The 20880-nt window shown below is 64.7% G+C and carries 18 protein-coding genes; 11 read left to right on the top strand and 7 right to left on the bottom strand.

The window, feature by feature from the left end; all coding sequences use genetic code 11:
* Positions 1-161 precede the first annotated feature (161 nt).
* From FJ953_RS24755 to FJ953_RS24740, 4 genes are all read left to right on the top strand, one after another.
* A complete protein-coding gene (locus FJ953_RS24755) occupies positions 162-2246 on the top strand; it encodes a hydantoinase/oxoprolinase family protein (RefSeq protein WP_140625246.1) in 2085 nt (694 codons plus the stop codon).
* 1 nt (position 2247) lies between these two features.
* Entirely contained in the window at positions 2248-3933 is a 1686-nt protein-coding gene (locus FJ953_RS24750) for a hydantoinase B/oxoprolinase family protein (protein WP_140625245.1), read from the top strand.
* A gap of 105 nt (positions 3934-4038) precedes the next feature.
* Complete coding sequence (locus FJ953_RS24745) at positions 4039-4245, top strand: hypothetical protein (protein WP_140625244.1); 207 nt, start codon at positions 4039-4041, stop codon at positions 4243-4245.
* A gap of 4 nt (positions 4246-4249) precedes the next feature.
* Positions 4250-4762 (top strand): Fic family protein, encoded by a 513-nt coding sequence (locus tag FJ953_RS24740; protein ID WP_246674889.1) that lies wholly within the window; start codon positions 4250-4252, stop codon positions 4760-4762.
* 71 nt (positions 4763-4833) lie between these two features.
* On the opposite strand, the gene FJ953_RS24735 is transcribed toward FJ953_RS24740, so the two are convergent.
* The 3 genes from FJ953_RS24735 to FJ953_RS24725 form a co-directional block, all read right to left on the bottom strand.
* Entirely contained in the window at positions 4834-5490 is a 657-nt protein-coding gene (locus FJ953_RS24735) for a methionine ABC transporter permease (RefSeq protein ID WP_140625243.1), read from the bottom strand.
* Positions 5471-6559 (bottom strand): methionine ABC transporter ATP-binding protein, encoded by a 1089-nt coding sequence (locus tag FJ953_RS24730; RefSeq protein WP_140625242.1) that lies wholly within the window; start codon positions 6557-6559, stop codon positions 5471-5473. The genes FJ953_RS24735 and FJ953_RS24730 overlap by 20 nt, the downstream gene beginning before the upstream one ends.
* 73 nt (positions 6560-6632) lie before the next feature.
* Positions 6633-7487, bottom strand: a complete 855-nt coding sequence (locus FJ953_RS24725) for a MetQ/NlpA family lipoprotein (RefSeq protein ID WP_140491565.1) — start codon at positions 7485-7487, stop codon at positions 6633-6635.
* A gap of 748 nt (positions 7488-8235) precedes the next feature.
* Here FJ953_RS24725 and FJ953_RS24720 point away from each other — a divergent pair.
* The 7 genes from FJ953_RS24720 (at position 8236) to FJ953_RS24690 (ending at position 16298) form a co-directional block, all read left to right on the top strand.
* The gene (locus FJ953_RS24720) at positions 8236-9330 is read left to right on the top strand and encodes a transporter substrate-binding protein (RefSeq protein ID WP_140491563.1); all 1095 of its coding nucleotides are present in this window, start codon (positions 8236-8238) and stop codon (positions 9328-9330) included.
* Positions 9327-9944 carry an ANTAR domain-containing protein gene (locus FJ953_RS24715; RefSeq protein ID WP_140491561.1) on the top strand — a complete coding sequence of 206 codons (618 nt, stop codon included), beginning with the start codon at positions 9327-9329 and terminating at the stop codon, positions 9942-9944. Before FJ953_RS24720 ends, FJ953_RS24715 begins: the two co-directional genes overlap by 4 nt.
* Before the next feature lie 19 nt (positions 9945-9963).
* On the top strand, positions 9964-10830 hold the full coding sequence (locus FJ953_RS24710; protein ID WP_210239460.1) for an ABC transporter permease: 867 nt from the start codon (positions 9964-9966) through the stop codon (positions 10828-10830).
* The gene (locus tag FJ953_RS24705; protein WP_140625241.1) at positions 10827-11747 is read left to right on the top strand and encodes an ABC transporter permease; all 921 of its coding nucleotides are present in this window, start codon (positions 10827-10829) and stop codon (positions 11745-11747) included. Before FJ953_RS24710 ends, FJ953_RS24705 begins: the two co-directional genes overlap by 4 nt.
* A gap of 34 nt (positions 11748-11781) precedes the next feature.
* Positions 11782-13425: an ABC transporter substrate-binding protein gene (locus FJ953_RS24700; RefSeq protein ID WP_140625240.1), complete on the top strand. Its 1644-nt coding sequence runs from the start codon at positions 11782-11784 to the stop codon at positions 13423-13425.
* Positions 13415-14359: an acetamidase/formamidase family protein gene (locus FJ953_RS24695; protein WP_140625239.1), complete on the top strand. Its 945-nt coding sequence runs from the start codon at positions 13415-13417 to the stop codon at positions 14357-14359. Before FJ953_RS24700 ends, FJ953_RS24695 begins: the two co-directional genes overlap by 11 nt.
* A 163-nt stretch (positions 14360-14522) precedes the next feature.
* On the top strand, positions 14523-16298 hold the full coding sequence (locus FJ953_RS24690) for an ABC transporter ATP-binding protein (RefSeq protein WP_140491551.1): 1776 nt from the start codon (positions 14523-14525) through the stop codon (positions 16296-16298).
* Between the two features lie 85 nt (positions 16299-16383).
* Here the strand turns inward: FJ953_RS24690 and ggt are convergent, their stop codons facing one another.
* Genes ggt through FJ953_RS24670 form a run of 4 tightly spaced genes read right to left on the bottom strand, consistent with a single transcriptional unit; the run spans position 16384 to position 20824 of the window.
* Complete coding sequence (gene ggt, locus FJ953_RS24685; protein ID WP_140625238.1) at positions 16384-17970, bottom strand: gamma-glutamyltransferase; 1587 nt, start codon at positions 17968-17970, stop codon at positions 16384-16386.
* A gap of 48 nt (positions 17971-18018) precedes the next feature.
* On the bottom strand, positions 18019-18819 hold the full coding sequence (locus FJ953_RS24680) for an ABC transporter permease (RefSeq protein WP_140491547.1): 801 nt from the start codon (positions 18817-18819) through the stop codon (positions 18019-18021).
* Positions 18816-19742, bottom strand: a complete 927-nt coding sequence (locus FJ953_RS24675) for an ABC transporter permease (protein WP_140625237.1) — start codon at positions 19740-19742, stop codon at positions 18816-18818. Before FJ953_RS24675 ends, FJ953_RS24680 begins: the two co-directional genes overlap by 4 nt.
* Positions 19742-20824 carry an ABC transporter ATP-binding protein gene (locus FJ953_RS24670; protein ID WP_140625236.1) on the bottom strand — a complete coding sequence of 361 codons (1083 nt, stop codon included), beginning with the start codon at positions 20822-20824 and terminating at the stop codon, positions 19742-19744. Before FJ953_RS24670 ends, FJ953_RS24675 begins: the two co-directional genes overlap by 1 nt.
* Positions 20825-20880 lie beyond the last annotated feature (56 nt).

Genomic DNA, 20880 nt, shown 5'->3' with positions numbered 1-20880 from the left:
AAACCGTTCAGGTCCCGGCGTGCTGCTCGCACACTCCAAAGCGGTAAGCTCTTGTGTCCGGAATTTATTAGTATACAAACGATATTTGCGTCAAGATGCCGCCGTAAAACACCTTTCCAAACTGTGACATATCCGTAGTCCCAGCATTTCGGGTTTCGACAATGAAAGAGAATTTTTCGGTGCAGCCGCCGGATTCCCTGGGCAGTGTCGTCGCCGGCATCGACGTCGGCGGAACCTTCACCGATCTGCTTCTGATTGATGGCAGGGATGGCGGGCGGGTACATATCGCCAAGACGCCCACGACCGTCGACAACCAGGCCTTCGGCGTCGTTTCGGCGCTCGATACCACCGGCTTTCCGATCGACGGCATCGATCTTATCGTGCATGGCACGACGACAACCACCAACGCGGTGCTCGAACGCCGGCTGGCGAAGACCGGCATGATCACCACGCGCGGCTTTCGCGACGTGATCGAGCTCGGCCGGCGCACGCGGCCGCAGCCCTATGGCATGACCGGCACCTTTGTTCCGGTCATCCCGCGCAACCTGCGGCTCGAAGTGTCCGAGCGCGTCGAGGCGTCGGGAGCGGTACGCATGCCACTCGACGAAGCCGAAATGCGCGAGGCGGTGAAGGCGCTGATCGATGCCGGCTGCGAATCCCTGGTCATCCACTTCCTGCATTCCTACGCTAACCCTTCGCACGAGCGGCGCGCCGCCGAGATCGCCGCCGAACTCTGGCCGAACGACTACATCACCGCGGGTCATGCGCTGCTGTCGGAAGCGCGCGAATTCGAGCGCGGCGTCACCGCCTCGGTCAACGCTTCGGTGCAGCCGATCCTCGAGCGCTATGTCGAGCGGCTGCGCAAGGAACTCGCCGACAAAGGCTACGCCCGCGACTTCCTGATCATGAACGGCAATGGCGGTATGATCTCGGCCCGCTTCGTCACACGTGAATCGGCCAAGACCGTGATGTCCGGCCCGGCCTCGGGCGTCATCGCCGCCGCCTACACGGGCAAGCGCGCCGGCTTCGAAAATCTCGTCACCTACGACATGGGCGGCACCTCGACCGACGTGGCGCTGATCCGCAACGCCGAACCGGCGGTTTCGAACGAGATCGAGATCGAATACGCTATGCCCATCCATGTGCCGATGGTGGCGGTGCACACGGTCGGGGCCGGCGGCGGCTCGATCGCGCGCGTCGACGCGGCAGGCCTGATCCAGATCGGCCCGGAAAGTGCCGGCGCCAATCCAGGCCCGATCTGCTACGGCCGCGGCGGCCTGGAGCCGACCATCACCGACGCCAATCTGGTGCTCGGCCGGCTGGCGTCGAAGAAGCTGCTTGCCGTTGACAATCCGGTCACATCAGAGCGTGTCACCGGCATTTTCGCCGACAGGATCGGCAAGGCGACGGGCTTGTCCGGCGTCGAAGCAGCCGGCGCGGTGCTCAGGCTCGGCAATATGAAGATGGCCGGCGCCATCCGCATGGTGTCGGTGTCGCGCGGTCACGATCCGCGCGATTTCGCGCTGTTCGCCTTCGGCGGCGCCGGCCCGCTGCACGCCACCGCCCTGGCGCGCGAACTCGGACTGCCCCGGGTGCTGGTGCCGGCTCGGCCCGGCATCACCAACGCGCTGGGCTGCGTCGTCGCCGATCTGCGCCACGATTTCGTCAACACCATCAACCGGCCGGTAGGCGTTCTTGATGAAAGCCAGCTCCATCGGGTTTTGGAACGGCATCGAAACGAAGGCGAGGAGCTGATCGCCAAGGAGGCGGTGAAACCGCAGACCATCCGCGTCACCCATTCCGCCGACATGCAGTTCGTCGGCCAGACCCACATCATCAACGTGCCGCTGCCGTCCTCGTCGGTGACCCGGCAGGAGCTGCAGGCGCTGTTCGAAAAGGCCTATTTCGCGCGCTTCAAGGTCGAGCTGCCGGAAATCCGCGCCAATCTGGTCAACTTGAACACCTCGGTGACGGGTGTCAGGCCGGCGATCGATCTGTCGCGGCTGATCGACCCCGCCGGGCGGGCAAAGACGCTCGACGAGGCCCGGCGCGAGATCCGGCCGGTCTGGTACAGCGGGCGCTGGCATGACACGCCCGTATACGCACGCGAAGAACTGCCGCTCGATGTGATCATCGAAGGGCCGGCGATCCTCGAACAGATGGACGCTACCACGGTGCTCGAACCCGGCGACCGTGCCCGCTCGGACGCCGACGGCAACATCATCATCGACATTGGCGAGGCCTGAGATGCAAAAGCTCGACGCCATCACGCTCTCGGTTCTCCAGGCAGCCCTGCAGCAGGTCTGCGATGAGATGGACCTGACCTTTTCCCGCGCCGCCTTCTCACCTGTCATCGCCGAGGCCAATGACCGCTCCGACGGCATCTATTCGGCCGTCGACGGCTCGCTGATCGCGCAAGGCAGCCAGGGCCTGCCGGTATTCGTCGGCGTCATGCAATATTCGACCAGGACGGTGATCGAGATGATTGCCGACGGCCGCTGCCTGGCTCCGGAGCCGGGCGATATCTACATCGTCAACGACCCGTATCTCGGCGGCACGCATCTGATGGACGTGCGCTTCGTCATGCCGGTCTACCGCCACGGCAAGATTTTCTGCTGGCTGTCCAACACCGGTCATTGGCCCGACATTGGCGGTTCGGTGCCCGGCGGCTTCTCGGCTTCGGCGACGGCGGTCGAGCAGGAAGGCTTGCGGCTGCCGCCGGTCAAACTGTTCAAGAAAGGCGTACTCGACCCGGAGATCTACGCCATCATCTGTTCGAACATCCGCGTCGCCGACCAGCGCATCGGCGACATCAGGGCGCAGGCTGCCGCACTGCTGATCGGCCAGGATCGGCTCAATGGAATTCTGGATCGTTACGGAGACGAAACTGTTGTCGAGGCGATCGCAGAACTGCGCCGCCGCGCCGCCGAGCAGATGCGCGCCAACATAGCGGCCATTCCCGACGGGACCTACCGCTCGAAGGCCTTCGTCGATTCCGACGGCGTGGTCAACGAGCCGCTGACCATCGCGCTCGCCGTCGAGAAGAAGAGCGACACCCTGATTTTCGATTTCGCCGGCTCGTCAAAGCCCTGCGCCGGGCCGATGAACAGCGTGCTGGCGACCACCTTGTCCTCGGTTTATCTCGCCATGCGCCACATCTTCCCCGATGTGCCGATCAGCGCCGGCGCCTTCGAGCCGCTCGAGGTCAAGCGGCCGGAGGGTACCTTCCTGGATGCCAGATATCCGCGCCCGGTCTCGGGCTGCGCCGCGGAAGTGTCGCAGCGCATCGCCGAGGCGGTGTTTGCGGCCATGGTGCAGGCGCTGCCCGACAAGGTAACGGCGGCGCCCGCCGGCTCCAGCGGCAATTTCGCGCTCGGCGGCAACGATCCGGCGCGCGGCCGCGACTATGTCATGTACCAGATCTCTGGCGGCGGCTATGGCGGCAATGCCGGCCATGACGGGCTGACCAATGGCTGCTCGACCATCGGCATCTCCAAGTCGCCGCCGGTCGAGATCATGGAGCAGGCCTTTCCGGTGCTTTACCGTCACTATGCGTTGCGCGAGGGCTCGGGCGGCGCCGGCAAACATCGCGGCGGCTTTGGCCTTGCCTACGAGGTCGAGATCCTGCGTGGAGAAGCCCGCGCCTCCTTTGTCATGGACCATGGCCGCTTCGGCCCGCAAGGCGCGCTCGGCGGCCGGGATGGCGAGCCCAACACGGTGGCCGTCATCCGCGACGGGAAGGAACATGTGCCGCCGCACCTCTCTAAGGAGCAGGACATCGCGCTCAAGGCCGGTGACCGCGTCCGCGTCGGTACGCCGGGCGGCGGCGGCTACGGCAATCCGCGTGAGCGCGATCCGGAACTGGTGGCTCAGGACATCAGGCTTGGTTATTATACGGCTGAACAGGCCAGGGATTTGTTCGGCGCCGCATGAACTCGCTGGCGCCTTGTTCGACCCGGAGGAGTAAGGCCGCGGCCTGGTCCGGCTTGCTCGGAAATCGTTTTGGCCTCTCCTGCGGGTCCATGATATGATTTGCGAATGAAGTATCTTAATTCAAGAACCGGCCGCTCAGCCAAGACGGGTCATTTCGTGCTGACGAGAGCGCATGGCGATAAAATCAGCGCTGTCGAAGGTATGAAGTTGTCGTCCCGCATGGCGAAAATACTCAACCATGGTGTGCGGCAAGGGTTGTCCGGTGACGAGCGGCGCTCGCTGATCAAAGAAGAAATCCGCAAAAAGAAATAGGCCGTTGGTCTACGCTGCCGAGTTCGATCCACTCTGCTACCCCGGCACGACCGTGCTTATAAATCTGCTTGATATCCGCGAGCAGGCAGAGCTCGATGAGGTCGAGCTCGCCTTGTTCCTGACTCGCGCGGACGAGCCCCTTCCGGCAGGCGAACTCGACTACCGTCACTATCTCCACCTGCATCGGCACCTGTTCCAAGACGTGTATGCTTGGGCCGGTCAGCCGCGCACCATCCGGATCGGCAAGGGTGGCAGCTGGTTTTGCTATCCCGAGCACATCGCCAGCGAGATGGTTCGGGTGTTCCGTGAACTTGGCGACCCCGACCCCTTGGCAGACCTAGACAGCCTCGGCTTTGCGAGGCACGTGGCCCACGTCGTTGCGGAGGTCAATGCCGTTCATCCTTTTCGCGAAGGCAACGGCCGTACCCAACTCACCTTCCTTGCGATGCTTGCTGAACATGCGAGCTTCACATTCAATGCCGACTCCTGGAGCGAGATCGCGTTATACAGGCGATGATTGACAGCTTCGGTGGTTCCGAGGCGCCGCTTCAAACGCTTATCGAAGACATCATCGCGTAGCTCAGCCGCTCACCCCCTCCGGTCCAGCTTCGCCACCAGCCGGTCGCCCACCCACTGGATGCCGCAGACCAGGATGATCAGCACGATCACCACGGCGACCATCACTGAGGTCTCGAAGCGCTGATAGCCGTAGCGGATGGCAAGGTCGCCGAGGCCGCCGGCGCCGATCGCGCCGGCCATGGCGGAGGCGCCGACCAGCATCACCAGTGTCACGGTGAAGCCGGCGACGATGCCGGGCAGCGCTTCCGGCACCAGAACCTCGCGGATGATCGTCCAGCGGTTGCCGCCCATGGCGCGCGCCGCCTCGATCAGGTCGTGGTCGACCTCGCGCAGCGACACTTCGGCGATACGCGCATAATACGGCGTGGCGGCGATCGACAGCGGCACGATCGCCGCCCAGGTGCCGATCGAGGTGCCGACGATCAGCCGCGTTACCGGGATCAGCGCCACCAAAAGGATGATGAACGGCACCGAGCGGAAGCCGTTGATGACGGCGCCCAGCACTCGGTTGACCCAAAGACTCTCGGAGATGCCGCCGCGTTCGGTGGCGATCAAGGCGAGACCAAGCGGCAGGCCGAAAACCAGCGAGATGAGGCCCGAAGCGGCCGTCATCAGCACCGTCTCCCAGATCGACCGCAGCAGAAGCTCAAACAGGATCGGCGACATGGCCAAGCACCTCCACCCGCGCCTGGCGGGACTTCAGGAATGCGATCACTCGCGCGAGATGGCTTGCATCGCTGCCGGGGACAGACAGGAACAGTGTGCCCACCGGCTGCTGCTGGACATGGTCGATGCCGCCATGGACGAGGCGGAACGTGCCAGGCACGAGCGTCGCGAGATCGGACAAGAGCGGGCTTTGCGCGGCCTCCCCGGCCACATCCACGCGCAGGATCGTCTCCGCGCCGGTCGCGGGCAGCAGCCGGGCCGAGAGCTCGGCCGGCAGTTGCGGCCGGATGGCGCCAAGCAGGCTTTTCGTGATCGGCGACCGCGGCTCGGCAAACACCGACCAGACCGGGCCTTGCTCGACGAAGCGCCCGGCGTCGATCACCGCCACGCGGTCGCCGATCGAGCGGATCACCTCCATCTCATGGGTGATCAAAAGGATGGTCAGGCCAAGCTGCCGGTTGATGTCCCTCAGCAAGGCGAGGATGGACCGCGTCGTCTCCGGGTCAAGCGCGGAGGTGGCTTCATCCGACAACAGCAGCGCCGGCCGCGCGGCCAGCGCCCTGGCGATGCCGACGCGCTGCTTCTGCCCACCCGACAGCGATGCCGGATACGCCTTTGCCTTCTCCGACAGGCCGACCAGTTCAAGCAGTTCGGCGGCGCGGCGCAGCCGCTCCGCCTTCGGGCGGCCCTCGATCTTGAGCGGCAGCGCCACATTGTCCTCGACGGTCTTGGCCGACAAAAGGTTGAAATGCTGGAAGATCATGCCGATGCGCCGCCGCAGCGGCTGCAGGTCGCGCTCGCCGAGCCGGCTGATCTCGCGGCCTTCGATGAAGACTTCACCGGAATCCGGCCGCTCCAGTCCGTTCAGGCAGCGGATCAGCGTCGATTTGCCGGCGCCGCTGCGTCCGATGATGCCGAGGATCTCCCCCTTGCGCGCCGTCAGCGAAATGCCGTCGAGTGCCGCCGTCGCGCCGAAGCGGCGCTTCAGGTCGACGAGCCGCACCACGTCTTGCGGCGGTGGGCCTGTGCCCTCCATGGCTTCTGCGGTTGCTGAGAAATGCTGGTTCATGCGCGGATCCCGAATACGATCGCGGCCCGCGCACCGCGCGGACCGCCTTTTCATATCAAATGCACTAACAGCCTCAATAGGCGCTGAGGCCGGTGCCCTTGTAGACCTTGTCGAACTCGGCTTTCACCGCCTCGTTCTGGTAGGAGGCGACCAGCGTCTTCACCCAGGGCTCGTTCTCATTGCCAACCTTGACCGCGATGAAGTTGCGGTAGGGGTTGTCGGCGATAGGCTCCTGCGCGATACGGTTTTCCGGTGTCAGGCCGCTCTTCAGCGCCCAGTCGGTGTTGACCACGGCGGCATCGAGATCCTCGACGGAGCGGCCGACAATGCCGGCGTCAAGCTCCTTGATCTCGACCTTCTTCGGGTTTTCCGCGATGTCGGCGGTGGTGGCGAGAATGCCGGTGCCGTCCTTCAGTTTAATCACGCCCTCGTTCTGCAGCACGCGCAGCGCCCGGCCTTCATTGGAGGGATCGTTCGGCACGCCGATCACCGCGCCCTCGGGCAGGTCGGCGATCTTCGTATATTTCTTGGAGTAGAGGCCGATCGGCCAGACGCCGGTATAGCCGACGCGCACGATGTGGTAGCCCTGTGTCTTGATCTGGTTGTCGAGATAGGGCTGGTGCTGGAAGGCATTGGCGTCGATCTCGCCGCGTTCCAGCGCCTCATTGGGCTGGGTGTAATCGTTGAAGACCACGGTTTCGATGCTGAGGCCCTTTTGCGCCGCCTGGGCGACGACGACGCGCCAGACATCCTCGTCCTCGCCGCTGATGATGCCGACCTTGATCGCCTTCTTGTCCTCGGCGAACGAAGCGCTGGGCGCAATCAGCCCGGCGACCGCGACCGCCGAAGCGAAAAGCAAGCCAAGACCCGCGCGGCGGTTGAAATATGACGAGAGGGAAGACGACAAGGTGTTCCTGAAATCGGACATGATGGATCTCTGCGGTTGCGAAGTCACAAGCCGGGCGGAACGCCAAGCCTTGTCCAGATCATCAGAAACTCTAGGGATATTATCAAAGAACCGCGTTCCCGGTTCGCCCGGAAGCCCGGAATATTCTCTCAAAATTTTCTGAACGGCGAGCACGGTAGCCTAGCCGCCGCGCCAAACGGGCCGCAGCGCCGCGGTTGAGCTGACGAACGCACTTTCCCGTAGTGTCCCGGTTGCGATCTGGCCGGTCTGCTGGCGCATTCCGCTCTGAATCCCTATATGCCTAGAGGAAAGCACAGGAGATTTCATGATAGCCAAATACACAACCGCTGAAGAAATGGCTCAAACCGTAGGCGTTGAGCCGACAGCATTCCGTGAAGCGCTACGCAGTGCTAAGTTTCCCCGTAAACGCGGCACTGACTGGGAAGTGACAATCGGCGGCCCGGCATACTCAGGAATGCGTACCGTCCTAGCATCTCTCATACGGCGCAAGGCGGCCTGATTCCGACCGGTCCAAAAGGTCACATGTTCTTTTCAATCGCGCCGCTTTTCCATAGGAGTTTGGCTAGGATCGCGACAAGCGCGGCGTCTAATTTCAAACTGAGACACTACCCACTTTCCCGCTTGACTGCGTGGTGGCACGGAATAGTTTAGGCTGAAAATACCGGCCCTGATCGCCGGGCGGCAAGAATGCCTCGTATGCCTCGCCCTCCGGCGGTGGCTGCGGGGCATTGTTATTTTGGGGATCTGTTTGAAACGGCGTATCGAGATCGGCATCCTCTATTCCCGCTCGGGAAGCTACCAGCTCGTCTCCGATGCGTGCCGGATGGGCGCCATGCGCGCCATCGCCGACACCAATGCCGACCGCGGCTCGGGTATCGAACTGATGCCCGTCGAGCGTGACCCGCAAAGCAATGCCGATCGCTATGCGACGCTCTGCGAGGACATCTTCAAGACCAGCAGCGCCCGCCATGTCGTCGGCTGCGTCACTTCCTGGAGTCGCAAGGAGACCATTCCGGTGCTGGAAAAAGCCGGCGGCATGCTCTGGTACGCCTGCCCCTATGAAGGCTTCGAGGCCAACGAGCACGTCGTCTACATGCACGCTTGCCCAAACCAGCATCTGGTGCCGCTGATGGCCCATGTCGTGCCCCGCTTCGGCGCCAACGGCTTCCTGCTCGGCTCGAACTACATCTGGGGCTGGGAGATGAACCGCGTGGCGCGCGACCTGATCGCGGATGCCGGCGGCAAGGTTCTGGGCGAGCGCTATCTGCGCATAGGCGAGACCGACGTGTCGCGGCTGATCGCCGAGATCCGGGCGACGCGGCCGAACTTCGTCCTCAACAACCTGATCGGCACCTCCTCCTACGCCTTCCTGGCGGCCTACCGCGACCTGGGCGTTGAGGACCCGGCCTTCAGCCCCGAGGTGTGCCCGATCATCTCCTGCAACCTCACCGAGGGTGAGCTGCCGGCGATCGGCGAAACCGGCAAGGGGCATTTGTCGGTCGGGCCGTATTTCGCGCCTCGCCCGGCGGCCTTCGCCTCGTCTTTCGAGGCCTCCGCCTATGCCTCCGTGCAAGTGATGGCCGACGTGCTCTCGCGTGATCCCGACGCCGGTCCGGCGGAATTTTCCAAGGCCTTCGCCGAACGGCGCTTCTCCACCCGGCTCGGCCCGATTGCTATCGACGCTCATTCCCAGCACGCAACGCTGCCGGTAATCATCGGCCGGATCGCCGACGGCTTCTTCGAGGTCGTCAGCCGGCAGCACGAGGTCGCGCCCGATCCGTACCTGTCACGCTACGACCCCGCCACGACATTCGGCCGGCCGCGCCTGAGGGTGGTGTCGTGACCAGGCCATCGCGCATCCCGAATCTCGGCGGCGCCAGGGCATTCATCCTGCATCGCCCGCACCCGACCGTGCAGGCCATCACCAGGCAGTTGTCCGCCATCGGCCTGGTCACCGTCGACTGCTGGCCCGAACTGCCGCCTGAAGCGCTGGCCGCCGATTTCGTGTTCTTCGACGCCGATCTCGGTTTCGACGAGCAATTCCCGTGGAAGGCCGGCGAGGCGCCGATGCCGCTGGTGGCGCTGATCGGTTCGGAGGCGCCCGGCCGCATCGAATGGGCTCTCTCGCACAAGGCCGATGCGCAGCTCCTGAAGCCGGTCGGCACCGCCGGCGTCTACAGCGCGCTGCTGATCGCAAGGCAGAGTTTCGAGGCGCGAAAACATTTGGCCGGCGAGATCGCCTCGCTGCGTCAGCGTGTCGCCGAGCGCCAGACCATCGTGCGCGCCGTCGCGGCACTTTCGAAAGGCGCCGACGACGATCGCGCCTACGCGCAGCTGCGCTCGCTGGCGATGAGCTGGCAGATCAGTGTCGAGGATGCGGCGCGCCGCATCGTGGCAATGACCAATGAGGAAGTAACGGGTGAGGAAGGCGGCGATGACCACTCCTATCGCGCCTGACCTCCCGGCGGCCGCACGCATGCCGGTCAAGTCGCGCGCCGGCGTCTGGCGCCGGCTGGTCAAACGCCGCCTGGCGCTGCTCGGTCTGTTCATCGTCGCCATCGTCCTTGCCGGCGCGATCCTCGCGCCATGGCTGACCGGCTATGACCCGAATGAGCAGATGTTCGACGGGCTGACGCTGGAAGGCTCGCCCTTGCCGCCTGACGCAAAATTCTGGCTGGGCACCGATCTGCTCGGCCGCGACCTGTTGACCCGCATTCTCTACGGCGCCCGCACCTCGCTGATCATCGGCATCGCCGCCAATGGCGTGGCGCTGTTGATCGGCACGCTAGTCGGCGTCACGGCGGGTTATTTCCGCGGCTGGATCGGCAGCGCTCTCATGCGCTTCACCGATCTGATGATGGCGTTTCCGGCGCTGCTGCTCGCCATTTGCCTGGCGGCAGTGTTCGAGCCAAGTCTCTGGATCGTCGCTCTGGTCATCGCGCTGGTCAACTGGGTGCAGACCGCGCGCGTCATCTACACCGAAACCTCTTCGCTCGCCGAACGCGAGTTCATCGATGCCGAACGCACCATCGGGGCGAGCGCGCCGCGCATCCTGTTTCGCCACATCCTGCCGCATCTTCTGCCCACCATCATCGTCTGGGGCACGCTCGGCATCTCCACCACGGTGCTGCTGGAAGCGACGCTCTCCTTCCTCGGCATCGGCGTGCAGCCGCCGACGGCCTCCTGGGGCAACATCATCTTCGAGAACCAGACCTACTTCCAGGCGGCACCCTGGCTGGTGTTCTTCCCGGGTGCGGCGATCCTGGCGCTGGCGCTGGCCTTCAACCTGATCGGCGACGCGCTGCGCGATATCCTCGATCCGACGCAAAGGGGCCGGGCATGATCTCCTATCTCGGCCGCCGCCTGATCCAGTCGCTGCTCATCCTGCTCGGCGTCTCGCTGATCACCTTCGCGCTGCTTTATTTGCTGCCTGCCGACCCGGTGCGCCAGATCGCCGGCCGCAGCGCCACGCCGCAGACGGTCGAGAACATCCGCCAGCAGCTCGGCCTCGACCAGCCCTTCGTCGTCCAGTACTGGCACTATCTCACGAAGCTCGCCAGCGGCGATCTCGGCCGCTCCTACATCCAGCGCTCCGAGGTCACCGAGCTTATCGTCTCGCGGCTGCCGGCGAGCCTGCTCCTGATGGTCGGCGCCATCCTGTGCGAATTGCTGATCGGGCTCAGCATGGGCCTGATCGCCGCCGTCAAGCGCGGCACCGCCACCGACCAGACGCTGATGGTCGCCTCCTTCGTCGGCGTCTCGGCGCCGCAATTCGTCGTCGGCCTGCTTTTGCTCTACGTGTTCGCCGTGCGGCTGGGCTGGTTCCCGATCGGCGGCTACGGCACCTGGCGCCATCTGGTGCTGCCCTCGCTAACCATGGGCATTCTCGGCGCCGGCTGGTACGCGCGCATGATGCGCTCCTCGATGATCGACGTGCTGCGCCAGGATTATGTGCGCACCGCCCGCGCCAAGGGCCTGGCCCGCCGCGCCATCCTGTTCCGCCATGCGCTCCCCAACGCCATCCTGCCGGTCATCGCCATGATCGGCATCGATATCGGCATCTTCATGGGCGGCATCGTGGTGGTCGAAAGCGTGTTCGGCTGGCCAGGCATCGGCCAACTCGCCTGGCAGGCGATCCAGCGCGTCGACATTCCGATCATCATGGGCGTCACCCTGGTGTCGGCCTTCGCCATCGTGCTCGGCAATCTCTTGGCCGACATCATCGCCCCGTTCATCGATCCCCGCATCAAGCTCAGATGAAACCAGAAAACCAACAGAGAAAGGGAACATAACAATGAAAAAGCTTCTCGCATCCACCGTGGCCGTATCGGCGCTGGCGCTGATGCTCGGCATGACGAGCGTCCGCGCCGAGGACGCCGTCGATCCCAACGCCAAGCAGGGCGGCGCCATCACCATCACCTACAAGGACGATGTCGCGACCCTCGACCCGGCGATCGGCTATGACTGGCAGAACTGGTCGATGATCAAGAGCCTGTTCGACGGGCTGATGGACTACGAGCCGGGTACCACGAACCTCAAGCCCGATCTCGCCGAAAGCTACGAGATCTCGCCCGACGGCAAGACCTTCACCTTCAAGCTGCGCCATGGTGTGAAATTCCACAATGGCCGCGAAATGACCGCCGAGGACGTGAAATACTCGCTCGACCGCGTCACCAACCCGAAGACGCAGAGCCCCGGCGCCGGCTTCTTCGGCTCGATCAAGGGCTATGACGATGTCGCCGCCGGCAAGGCGGAGACACTATCGGGTGTCACCGTGGTCGACCCCTATACCGTCAAGTTCGAGCTGACCCGGCCCGACGCCACCTTCCTGCATGTCATGGCCATCAACTTCTCGCATGTCGTGCCGAAGGAAGAGGTTGAGAAATATGGCGCCGATTTCGGCAAGCATCCGGTCGGCACCGGCGCCTTCAAGCTCGCGGAGTGGACGCTCGGCCAGCGCATCGTCTTCGAGCGCAACGCGGACTACTGGCATAAGGGACTGCCGCATCTGGACAAGATCACCTTCGAGATCGGCCAGGAGCCGATCGTGGCGCTGCTGCGCCTTCAGAAGGGCGAGATCGACGTGCCCGGCGACGGCATTCCGCCGGCCAAGTTCCAGGAGGTGATGGCCGATCCCGAGCAGAAGGCGCGCGTCGTGGAGGGCGGGCAACTGCACACCGGCTACGTCACCATGAACACCACCATGGCGCCGTTCGACAATGTGAAGGTGCGCCAGGCGGTCAACATGGCGATCAACAAGGCGCGCGTCGTGCAGATCATCAACAACCGCGCCGTGCCGGCCAACCAGCCGCTGCCGCCGTCGATGCCGGGCTACGACAAGGCGTACAAGGGCTATCCCTATGACGTCGCCAAGGCCAAGGCGCTGCTGGCCGAAGCCGGCCATCCCGACGGCTTCGAGACGCAGCTTTTCGCCATGAACACCGATCCCAATCCGCGCATCGCGCAGGCGATCCAGCAGGATTTGGCGGCGATCGGCATCAAGGCCAGCATCCAGTCGCTCGCCCAGGCAAACGTCATCGCCGCCGGCGGCGATAAGGCCGGCGCGCCGATGATCTGGTCCGGCGGCATGGCCTGGATCGCCGACTTCCCGGACCCATCGAACTTCTACGGTCCGATCCTCGGCTGCGCCGGCGCGGTGCCTGGCGGCTGGAACTGGTCGTGGTATTGCAACAAGGACCTCGACGCCAAGGCGGCCGAGGCCGACTCGGTGGTCGACCCAGCCAAATCAGGCGAGCGCGACAAGATGTGGAGCGCCATCTACGACAAGGTGATGGAGGACGCGCCCTGGGCGCCGGTCTTCAACGAGCAGCGCTTTACCATGAAGTCCGCGCGCATGGGCGGCGCCGACAACCTCTATGTCGACCCGGTCCATATCCCGATCAACTACGACAATGTGTATGTAAAAGATGTGCAATAACTGCGACTACACCATCCACGGACGCCATCACCATTTCGGCTGGGACAATTCCTTTGCCCCGGCGCAGCGCGTGGCGCCCGGCTCGATCATCGAGTTTCAGTGCCTCGATTCCTCCGGTGGCCAGCTCAAGCCCGACAGCACCGTCGCCGACATCGCCAAGCTCGACTTCGCCGGGATCAACCCTGTCACCGGGCCGATCTTCGTCGAGGGCGCCGAGCCGGGCGACGCGCTGAAGGTGACGATCGAGATGTTCAAACCGTCCGGCTTCGGCTGGACGGCGAACATTCCAGGTTTCGGCCTGCTGGCCGACGACTTCAAGCAGCCGGCGCTCAACATCTGGAAATACGATGCCGCCTCGCTGGAGCCGGCCTTGTTCGGCAAGAACGGCCGCGTGCCGCTGAAACCCTTCGCCGGCACCATCGGCAACGCGCCGGGCGAGATGGGCCATCACTCGGTGGTGCCGCCCCGCCGCGTCGGCGGCAATCTGGACATTCGCGACCTCGCCGCCGGCACAACGCTCTATCTGCCGGTGGAGGTGGCCGGCGCGCTGTTTTCGGTCGGCGACACGCATGCCGCGCAGGGCGATGGCGAGGTCTGCGGCACGGCGATCGAAAGCCCGATGGACGTCGTGCTCAAGCTCGACCTTGTCAAGGACGCCAGGCTGAAGATGCCGCGCTTCACCACGCCCGGCCCGGTGACGCGCCACCTCGACACCAAGGGTTACGAGGTGACCACGGGCATCGGCCCGGACCTGATGACCGGCGCGAAAGAGGCGGTCGCCCAGATGATCGACCTGCTCGCCGGCCGTTACCAGATCGATCCGGTCGAGGCCTATATGCTGGCCTCGGTCTGTGGCGATCTCAGGATCAGCGAGATCGTCGACATGCCGAACTGGGTGGTGTCGTTCTACTTCCCGCGCTGCGTGTTCGAATGATGTTCGGTCGGCGCTGCACCCCCACCCCGCTGCTTCGCAGCGACCCTCCCCACAAGGGGGAGAGTAAAAAACCGGCGCCCTACCTCCCCCTTGTGGGGAGGTCGGACCGAAGGTCCGGGTGGGGGGCGCCACAGAATAAATCCCTTGCAGGTTTGCGTCTGCAATGACATCAGCCACCGAAACCATTCTCGACATCGCCAATCTCTCCGTCTCCGTGCGTGGCGAGGACGGCGAGCGCGACGTCGTCTCCAACCTCTCTCTGACGCTTTCACGCGGCGAGACGCTCTGCATCGCCGGCGAATCCGGCTCCGGCAAATCGATGACCGCGCTGGCGATCATGCAACTACTGCCGCGGCCCGCCGCGCGCATATCTTCGGGCACGATCCGCCTTCTTGGCGGGGATGCGGGCGACACCGATCTCACAGCGCTCGACGAGCGCCGGATGCGCCGCATCCGCGGCGACCGCATCGCCATGATCTTCCAGGAGCCGATGACCTCGCTGAACCCGGTGCTGTCGATCGGCCGCCAGCTCACCGAATCCATCGAGGCGCATACCAGCCTCTCGCCCGCCGAGGCCCGAAGCCGCGCCAGCGAGGCGTTGAAGGCAGTGCGCATTTCGGAAGCCGAAAGCCGGCTGAAACAGTTTCCGCATGAGCTGTCCGGCGGTATGCGCCAGCGGGTGATGATCGCCATGGCGCTGGCGCTGGAACCCGACGTGCTGATCGCCGACGAGCCGACGACTGCGCTCGACGTCACCGTGCAGGGCGAGGTTCTGGAACTGCTGCGCGACCTGCAGCGCCAGCACGGCACCAGCGTCATCCTCATCACCCACGACATGGGCGTGGTCGCCGAAATGGCCGACCGCGTCATCATCATGCGGCATGGCCGCATGGTCGAGGAAGGCAAGACATCGGACATTTTCGCCAGGCCGCAAGCCGAGTACACACGCGAGCTGCTCGCCGCCGTGCCGCGCATCGGCACTGGCGCCGGCCGCCAGAAATCGAAAGAGATTGCCGAGCCGGTTGCGCCGGCGAACGTCGCCGATGTCACCGATCTGCATGTCCGGTTCGACCTGCGTGGCGGCTTCTTCGGCCGGGTCAACCGGCGCGTCCATGCCGTCGAAGGCGTCAGCTTTTCGATCGCGCCCAACGAAACGCTGGCGCTGGTGGGCGAATCCGGCTGCGGCAAGTCGACCACCGCCAAGGCGCTGGCCGGACTGGTGCCTTATACCGGCGACATCGTCATCGGCGGACGCAACCTGTCGGGCCTCGGCCGCGACGAGCGCAAGGCGGTGCGCCGCGACGTGCAGATGATCTTCCAGGACCCCTACGCTTCGCTCGACCCGCGCATGCGCGTCGGCGATCTCGTCGCCGAGCCGCTGGTCATCCATGGCGTCGCTTCGAAGGAAGAGCGCAGGGAGCGGGTGGCGGCATTATTCGAGCGTGTCGGCCTGTCGGCCGGCCAGATGGAGCTCTATCCCCACGAATTCTCCGGCGGCCAGCGCCAGCGTGTCTGCATCGCCCGCGCCCTGGCGCTAAGGCCGAAGCTGATCATCGCCGACGAAAGCGTTTCGGCCCTCGACGTTTCCGTGCAGGCGCGCGTGCTCGACCTGTTGAAGGAATTGCAGCGCGAATTCGGCGTCGCCTACCTCTTCATCTCCCATGATATGGCCGTAGTCGAAAACATCTCCGACCGCGTCGCCGTCATGTATCTCGGCCAGATCGTCGAGATGGGCACGCGCGACCAGGTTTTCTCCAACCCGCGCCACCCTTACACCAGGCGGCTGATCGAAGCTGTGCCGGTGCCCGATCCGGCGAAGCGCAGGAGCCGGTTCGCAAGGCTGGACCAGGAGATTCCGAGTGCGACGCGAAGGCTGGGCGAGAGCCCGCAGAGGCTGGCGCTGAGCGATGTCGGAGGCGGTCACCTGGTGGCGGGGTGAGGGTATGCTGCTCATGTGGGGCGGCGCCGACGCTTGCTGCGGCAACTGCAGCCAAATCCGGGCCGCGACGGCTGTCCCGATCCCATCAATACCCAAGCGCCATTCCGTCCTTGCGTGGATCCGACGCCCCGGTCAGCGTTCCCTTTTCCCAGTCGATCAGCACCGCCTGGCCGCCGCCGAGCGGATGGTGCGGCTGGGTGATGGCATGGCCGCGGCGGCGCAGGCCTTCGATCGCATCAGCGGGAACACCGCGCTCGGCCTCCACCATGCCGTCATTGTAGAACACTCGCGGCGCATCGAGCGCCTGCTGCGGATCCATGCCGAAGTCGAGCACGTTGGTCAAAAGATGGACGTGGCCGAACGGCTGGTAGCCGCCGCCCATGACGCCGAACGGCATCACCACGCGGCCGTTCCGCGTCGCCATGCCGGGCATGATCGTGTGCATCGGCCGCTTGCCGGGCGCGATCGCGTTCGGATGCGCCGGGTCGAGGCGGAAGCTCGAGCCGCGGTTCTGCAGCACCACGCCGGTCTTAGGGCCGACGACGCCGCTGCCGAAGGAATAATAGGTGGAGTTGATGAAGGAGACCGCGTTGCGGTCGCGGTCGACGATGGAGATATAGACCGTGTCGCTGCCGGGCAGCTGCACATCCGGCAGGTGCGTCATGGCACGCTGGCGGTCGATCTCGGCACGCAACCGCTCGGCATAGGCGGCCGACAGAAGCTCTTTTACCGGCACCGGCACATGGTCCTGGTCTCCGAGGAAACGGTCGCGGTCGCGGTAGGCCAACCGCCCCGCTTCGATCTCCAAGTGCAGGCGCTCGGCGCCGTTGGGGTCGAGGCCGCCGAGCTTGAACCCCGACAGCACATTCAGCATCACGAGCGCCGTCAGCCCCTGGTTGTTCGGCGGCATCTGGTGGATCTCGTGGCCGTCATAAGAGACGCTGACCGGCGCTACATAATCGCCCTTGGTCGAAGCGAAATCCTCAAGCGAATGCAGTCCGCCCAACGCCTTGAGCCGGCTCACAATGTCGTCGGCCACGGCGCCTTCATAGAACCCGGCGCGGCCATGCCTGGCAATGATGCGTAAGGTGGCGGCAAGCTCCGGCTGCCGGTGCACGTCGCCGGCCCTGGGCGCCTCGCCGCCCGGCAGGAAAATGCGCGCGGCGTGCTCGTCGGCCGACAGGTCGGTCTCCGGTTCGGCCCAGTCGAAGGCGACGCGGTCATGCACGACATAGCCGTTCTCGGCATAGTTGATCGCCGGCGCCAACACCTCTGCAAGGTCCTTGCTGCCATGGTCTTCCAGCAGCCTGCACCAGGCGTCGATCGCGCCGGGCACGGTCACGGCATGCGGTCCCTGTTTGGGAAGTTCGCTGAAGCCTTTGTCGCGATACCAGTCCACGGTCGCCTTGGCGGGCGCCCGGCCGGAGCCATTGAAGGCCAGCACGTTTCCCTGCCCCGCGGGGCAATAGAGGACAAAGCAGTCGCCGCCTATACCGGTCGATTGCGGCTCGACCACGCCCTGCACGGCGGCGGCGCAGACAGCGGCGTCCATGGCATTGCCGCCGGCGCGCAGCATGTCGATGGCTGCAAGCGTCGAAAGCGGATGCGAGGTCGCGGCGATCGCTTCGGTGGCGCGGACCGGCGAGCGGCCGGGAAACTGGAAATCACGCATTCTGTCCGAATATCTCCTGGTCACTTGAAGCCAATTGGTCCGGTGAAATCAATGCCGCCTGCCGAAGATCTGCGCCACCGACAAGAGCACGACCGACAGCACGATCAGGCAGGTCGAGATGGCAGCGATCGTCGGGTCGATCTGGTCGCGCAGGGCGTTGAACATGCGGCGCGTCAAGGTCGTCGTCTCGCCGCCCGATATGAACAGCGAAACCACCACTTCGTCGAAGGAGGTGATGAAGGCAAACAGCGCGCCCGAAACGATCGAGAAGCGGATCTGCGGCATGGTCACCTGCCAGAAGGCGGCGACGCGTCCGGCGCCGAGGCTGCGCGCCACGCGCTCCTGGTTCATGTCATAGGAGCGCAAGCCGGACAGCACCGTCAGCACCACCAGCGGCAGCGCCTGCACCGTATGCGCGATGACCAGGCCGGTCAGCGTGTTGTTGAGCCCGATGCGCGCATAGAGGAAGAAGGTGCCGATGCCGATCAAGATCACCGGCACGATCAGCGACGCGGTCATCAGCGCGTTGATGGTGCCGTTGAAGCGCAGCGTGCCCCGGTTGATGGCATAGGCGGCGGCCGTGCCGAGCGGCGTCGCCACCAGCGCGGTCATAACGGCCACCTTGACCGAGACCACCGTCGCGTCGCGCCACTCCAGCGACTGGAAGTAGGTCTGGTACCAACGCAGCGACCATTGCTGCGGCGGAAACTGCAGCAGCGTCGAATCCGAAAACGACATGATGACGATGATGACCGACGGCGCGATCAGGAACAGCAGCACGAGGCCGCCCAGCGCATAGAGCCACAGACGTTGCCGGTGCGAGATCGGCAGGCCGACATCTCCGCTCATCGCGAACTCCACACACCTGTGGCGCGCGCGCCGAGCAGCCACTGGAACAGGCCGAGCAGCGCCAGCGTGACCACGAGCAGCACGACGCCGAGCGCCGCGCCGGCGCCCCAGTTGGAATAGAGGCTGGTGGTCTGTTCCATGCGCATCGCCCACATGACGACCTTGCCGCCGCCCATCAGCGCCGGGGTGACGAAAAAGCCGAGACACAGCACGAAAACGATGACCACGCCGGAGGCGAGGCCAGGCAGCGACAGCGGAAAGAAGATCTGGCGGAAGGTGGCGACCGGGCCGGCGCCCAGGTTCATCCCGGCGCGCAGGCAGTCGGTGTCGATGGTCTTCATCGAGGCGTAGAGCGGCAGCACCAGGAACGGCAGCAATATATGCGTCATGCCGATGACGACGCCGGAAAAATTGTTGGCCAGCGGCAGCGGCTGGCTGATGACGCCGAGGTCGATCAGCCAGCTGTTGATCAGCCCCTTGCGCTGCAGGATCACCAGCCAGGCATAGGTGCGCACCAGCACCGATGTCCAGAACGGCAGGATGACGAAGATCAGGCAGATCGACGCCGCCCGGCGCGGCAGTTGCGACAGCATATAAGCCAAGGGATAGCCCAGCAGCACGCAGGCGGCGGTGACGATGAAGGCGACCTTGAAGGTGGTGAGGAAGGTCTTGATATAGGAGGCCTGCTCGAAGAAGCGCGCATAGTTGGCGGCGCTCAAGACGCCGACCTCGTCGAACAGCGACAGCCAGAACAGCCAGCCGATCGGCACGATGATGATGGCAAAGACGAGGAACAGGCTTGGCGACAGCAGCGCCAGCAGCCGAAACTGCTCGCGCCGCGCATCGGCGCGCAACGCATGCGCGTTCAGGTCCTGGGTCATGGCGCCAATTGCCTCGTCCATCGTGGCGGTTTGCACGCTCATCAGTCCGCCGCCACCAGGATCGTATCCTGCGCATCGAGGCCAAGCGCGATCGGCTGCCCGGCGGCCGGCAACCTGGCCAGCACGTCGCTGCGGCAATAGTCGCGCAATGTCAGCTGCCTGCCGTCGCGCAGCACGGCGTAGCAGACGAAGCTGTCGCCCTGATAAATCACGTCACTGAGCGTCGCGCTGAGCACGTTGACGCCCTTGGCCGGCTCTGCATTTGACAGCAGCCGCAGCTTTTCCGGCCGCACCACCATCAGCTGCTGGCCCGATGCCGGCGCCGGCGCCGCGGTGTGGATTTGCCTGTCCTCGTACCAGACCGAACCGGAGCGGCATTCGACGGGAATGAAATTCGATTCCCCGATGAAGCCGGCGACGAACCGGGTGCGCGGCGCGGCGTAGAGAATTTCGGGCTTGTCGAGCTGCTCGATGCGCCCGGCATTCATGACGGCGATACGATCCGACATGGTGATCGCCTCGCGCTGGTCGTGCGTGACATAGACAGTCGTCATGCCAAGCCGCCGATGCAGGGCGCGCAGTACGATCTGCATGTGCTCGCGCAGGCCCTTGTCCAACGCCGACAGCGGCTCGTCCATCAGCACGATGGGCGGCTCGAACACGAGGGCGCGCGCCAGCGCCACGCGCTGGCGCTGGCCACCGGAGAGCTGGTCGACGCGCCGTTCGCCGAGGCCCTGCAACTTCACCAACTCCAGCGCTTTCTCGACGCGTTCCACCGTCTCGGCGGCCGGAACGCGGCGCTGCTTCAGCGGAAAGGCGATGTTGTGGAAGACGTTCATATGCGGGAACAGGGCATAGTTCTGGAACACCATGCCGATATTGCGCCTGTGCGGCGGCGTGGTGATGATCTCCTCGTCGCCGACCTTGATTGAGCCGGCAGTGGCCCTGACGAATCCCGCCAGGATCATCAGCAGCGTCGTCTTTCCGGAGCCGGAAGGGCCGAGCAACGTCAGGAATTCGCCGGCCGCGACGTCGAGATTGAGGTCGCGCAGCACCGATACGGAGCCAAAACGTTTCTCTATCGCGCGCATGCCGATCGGCAGCGCGGATGGCGCAATGGACAAGATTGTTTTCTCCTAGGCAGGACTCCAAGAAGCAGGGCCAGGCGGCCCCGCAATGT

Source organism: Mesorhizobium sp. B2-3-6 (assembly GCF_006442305.1).
In the GTDB taxonomy this organism is placed as follows: domain Bacteria; phylum Pseudomonadota; class Alphaproteobacteria; order Rhizobiales; family Rhizobiaceae; genus Mesorhizobium.
This window is presented reverse-complemented; position numbering and strand designations above follow the sequence as displayed.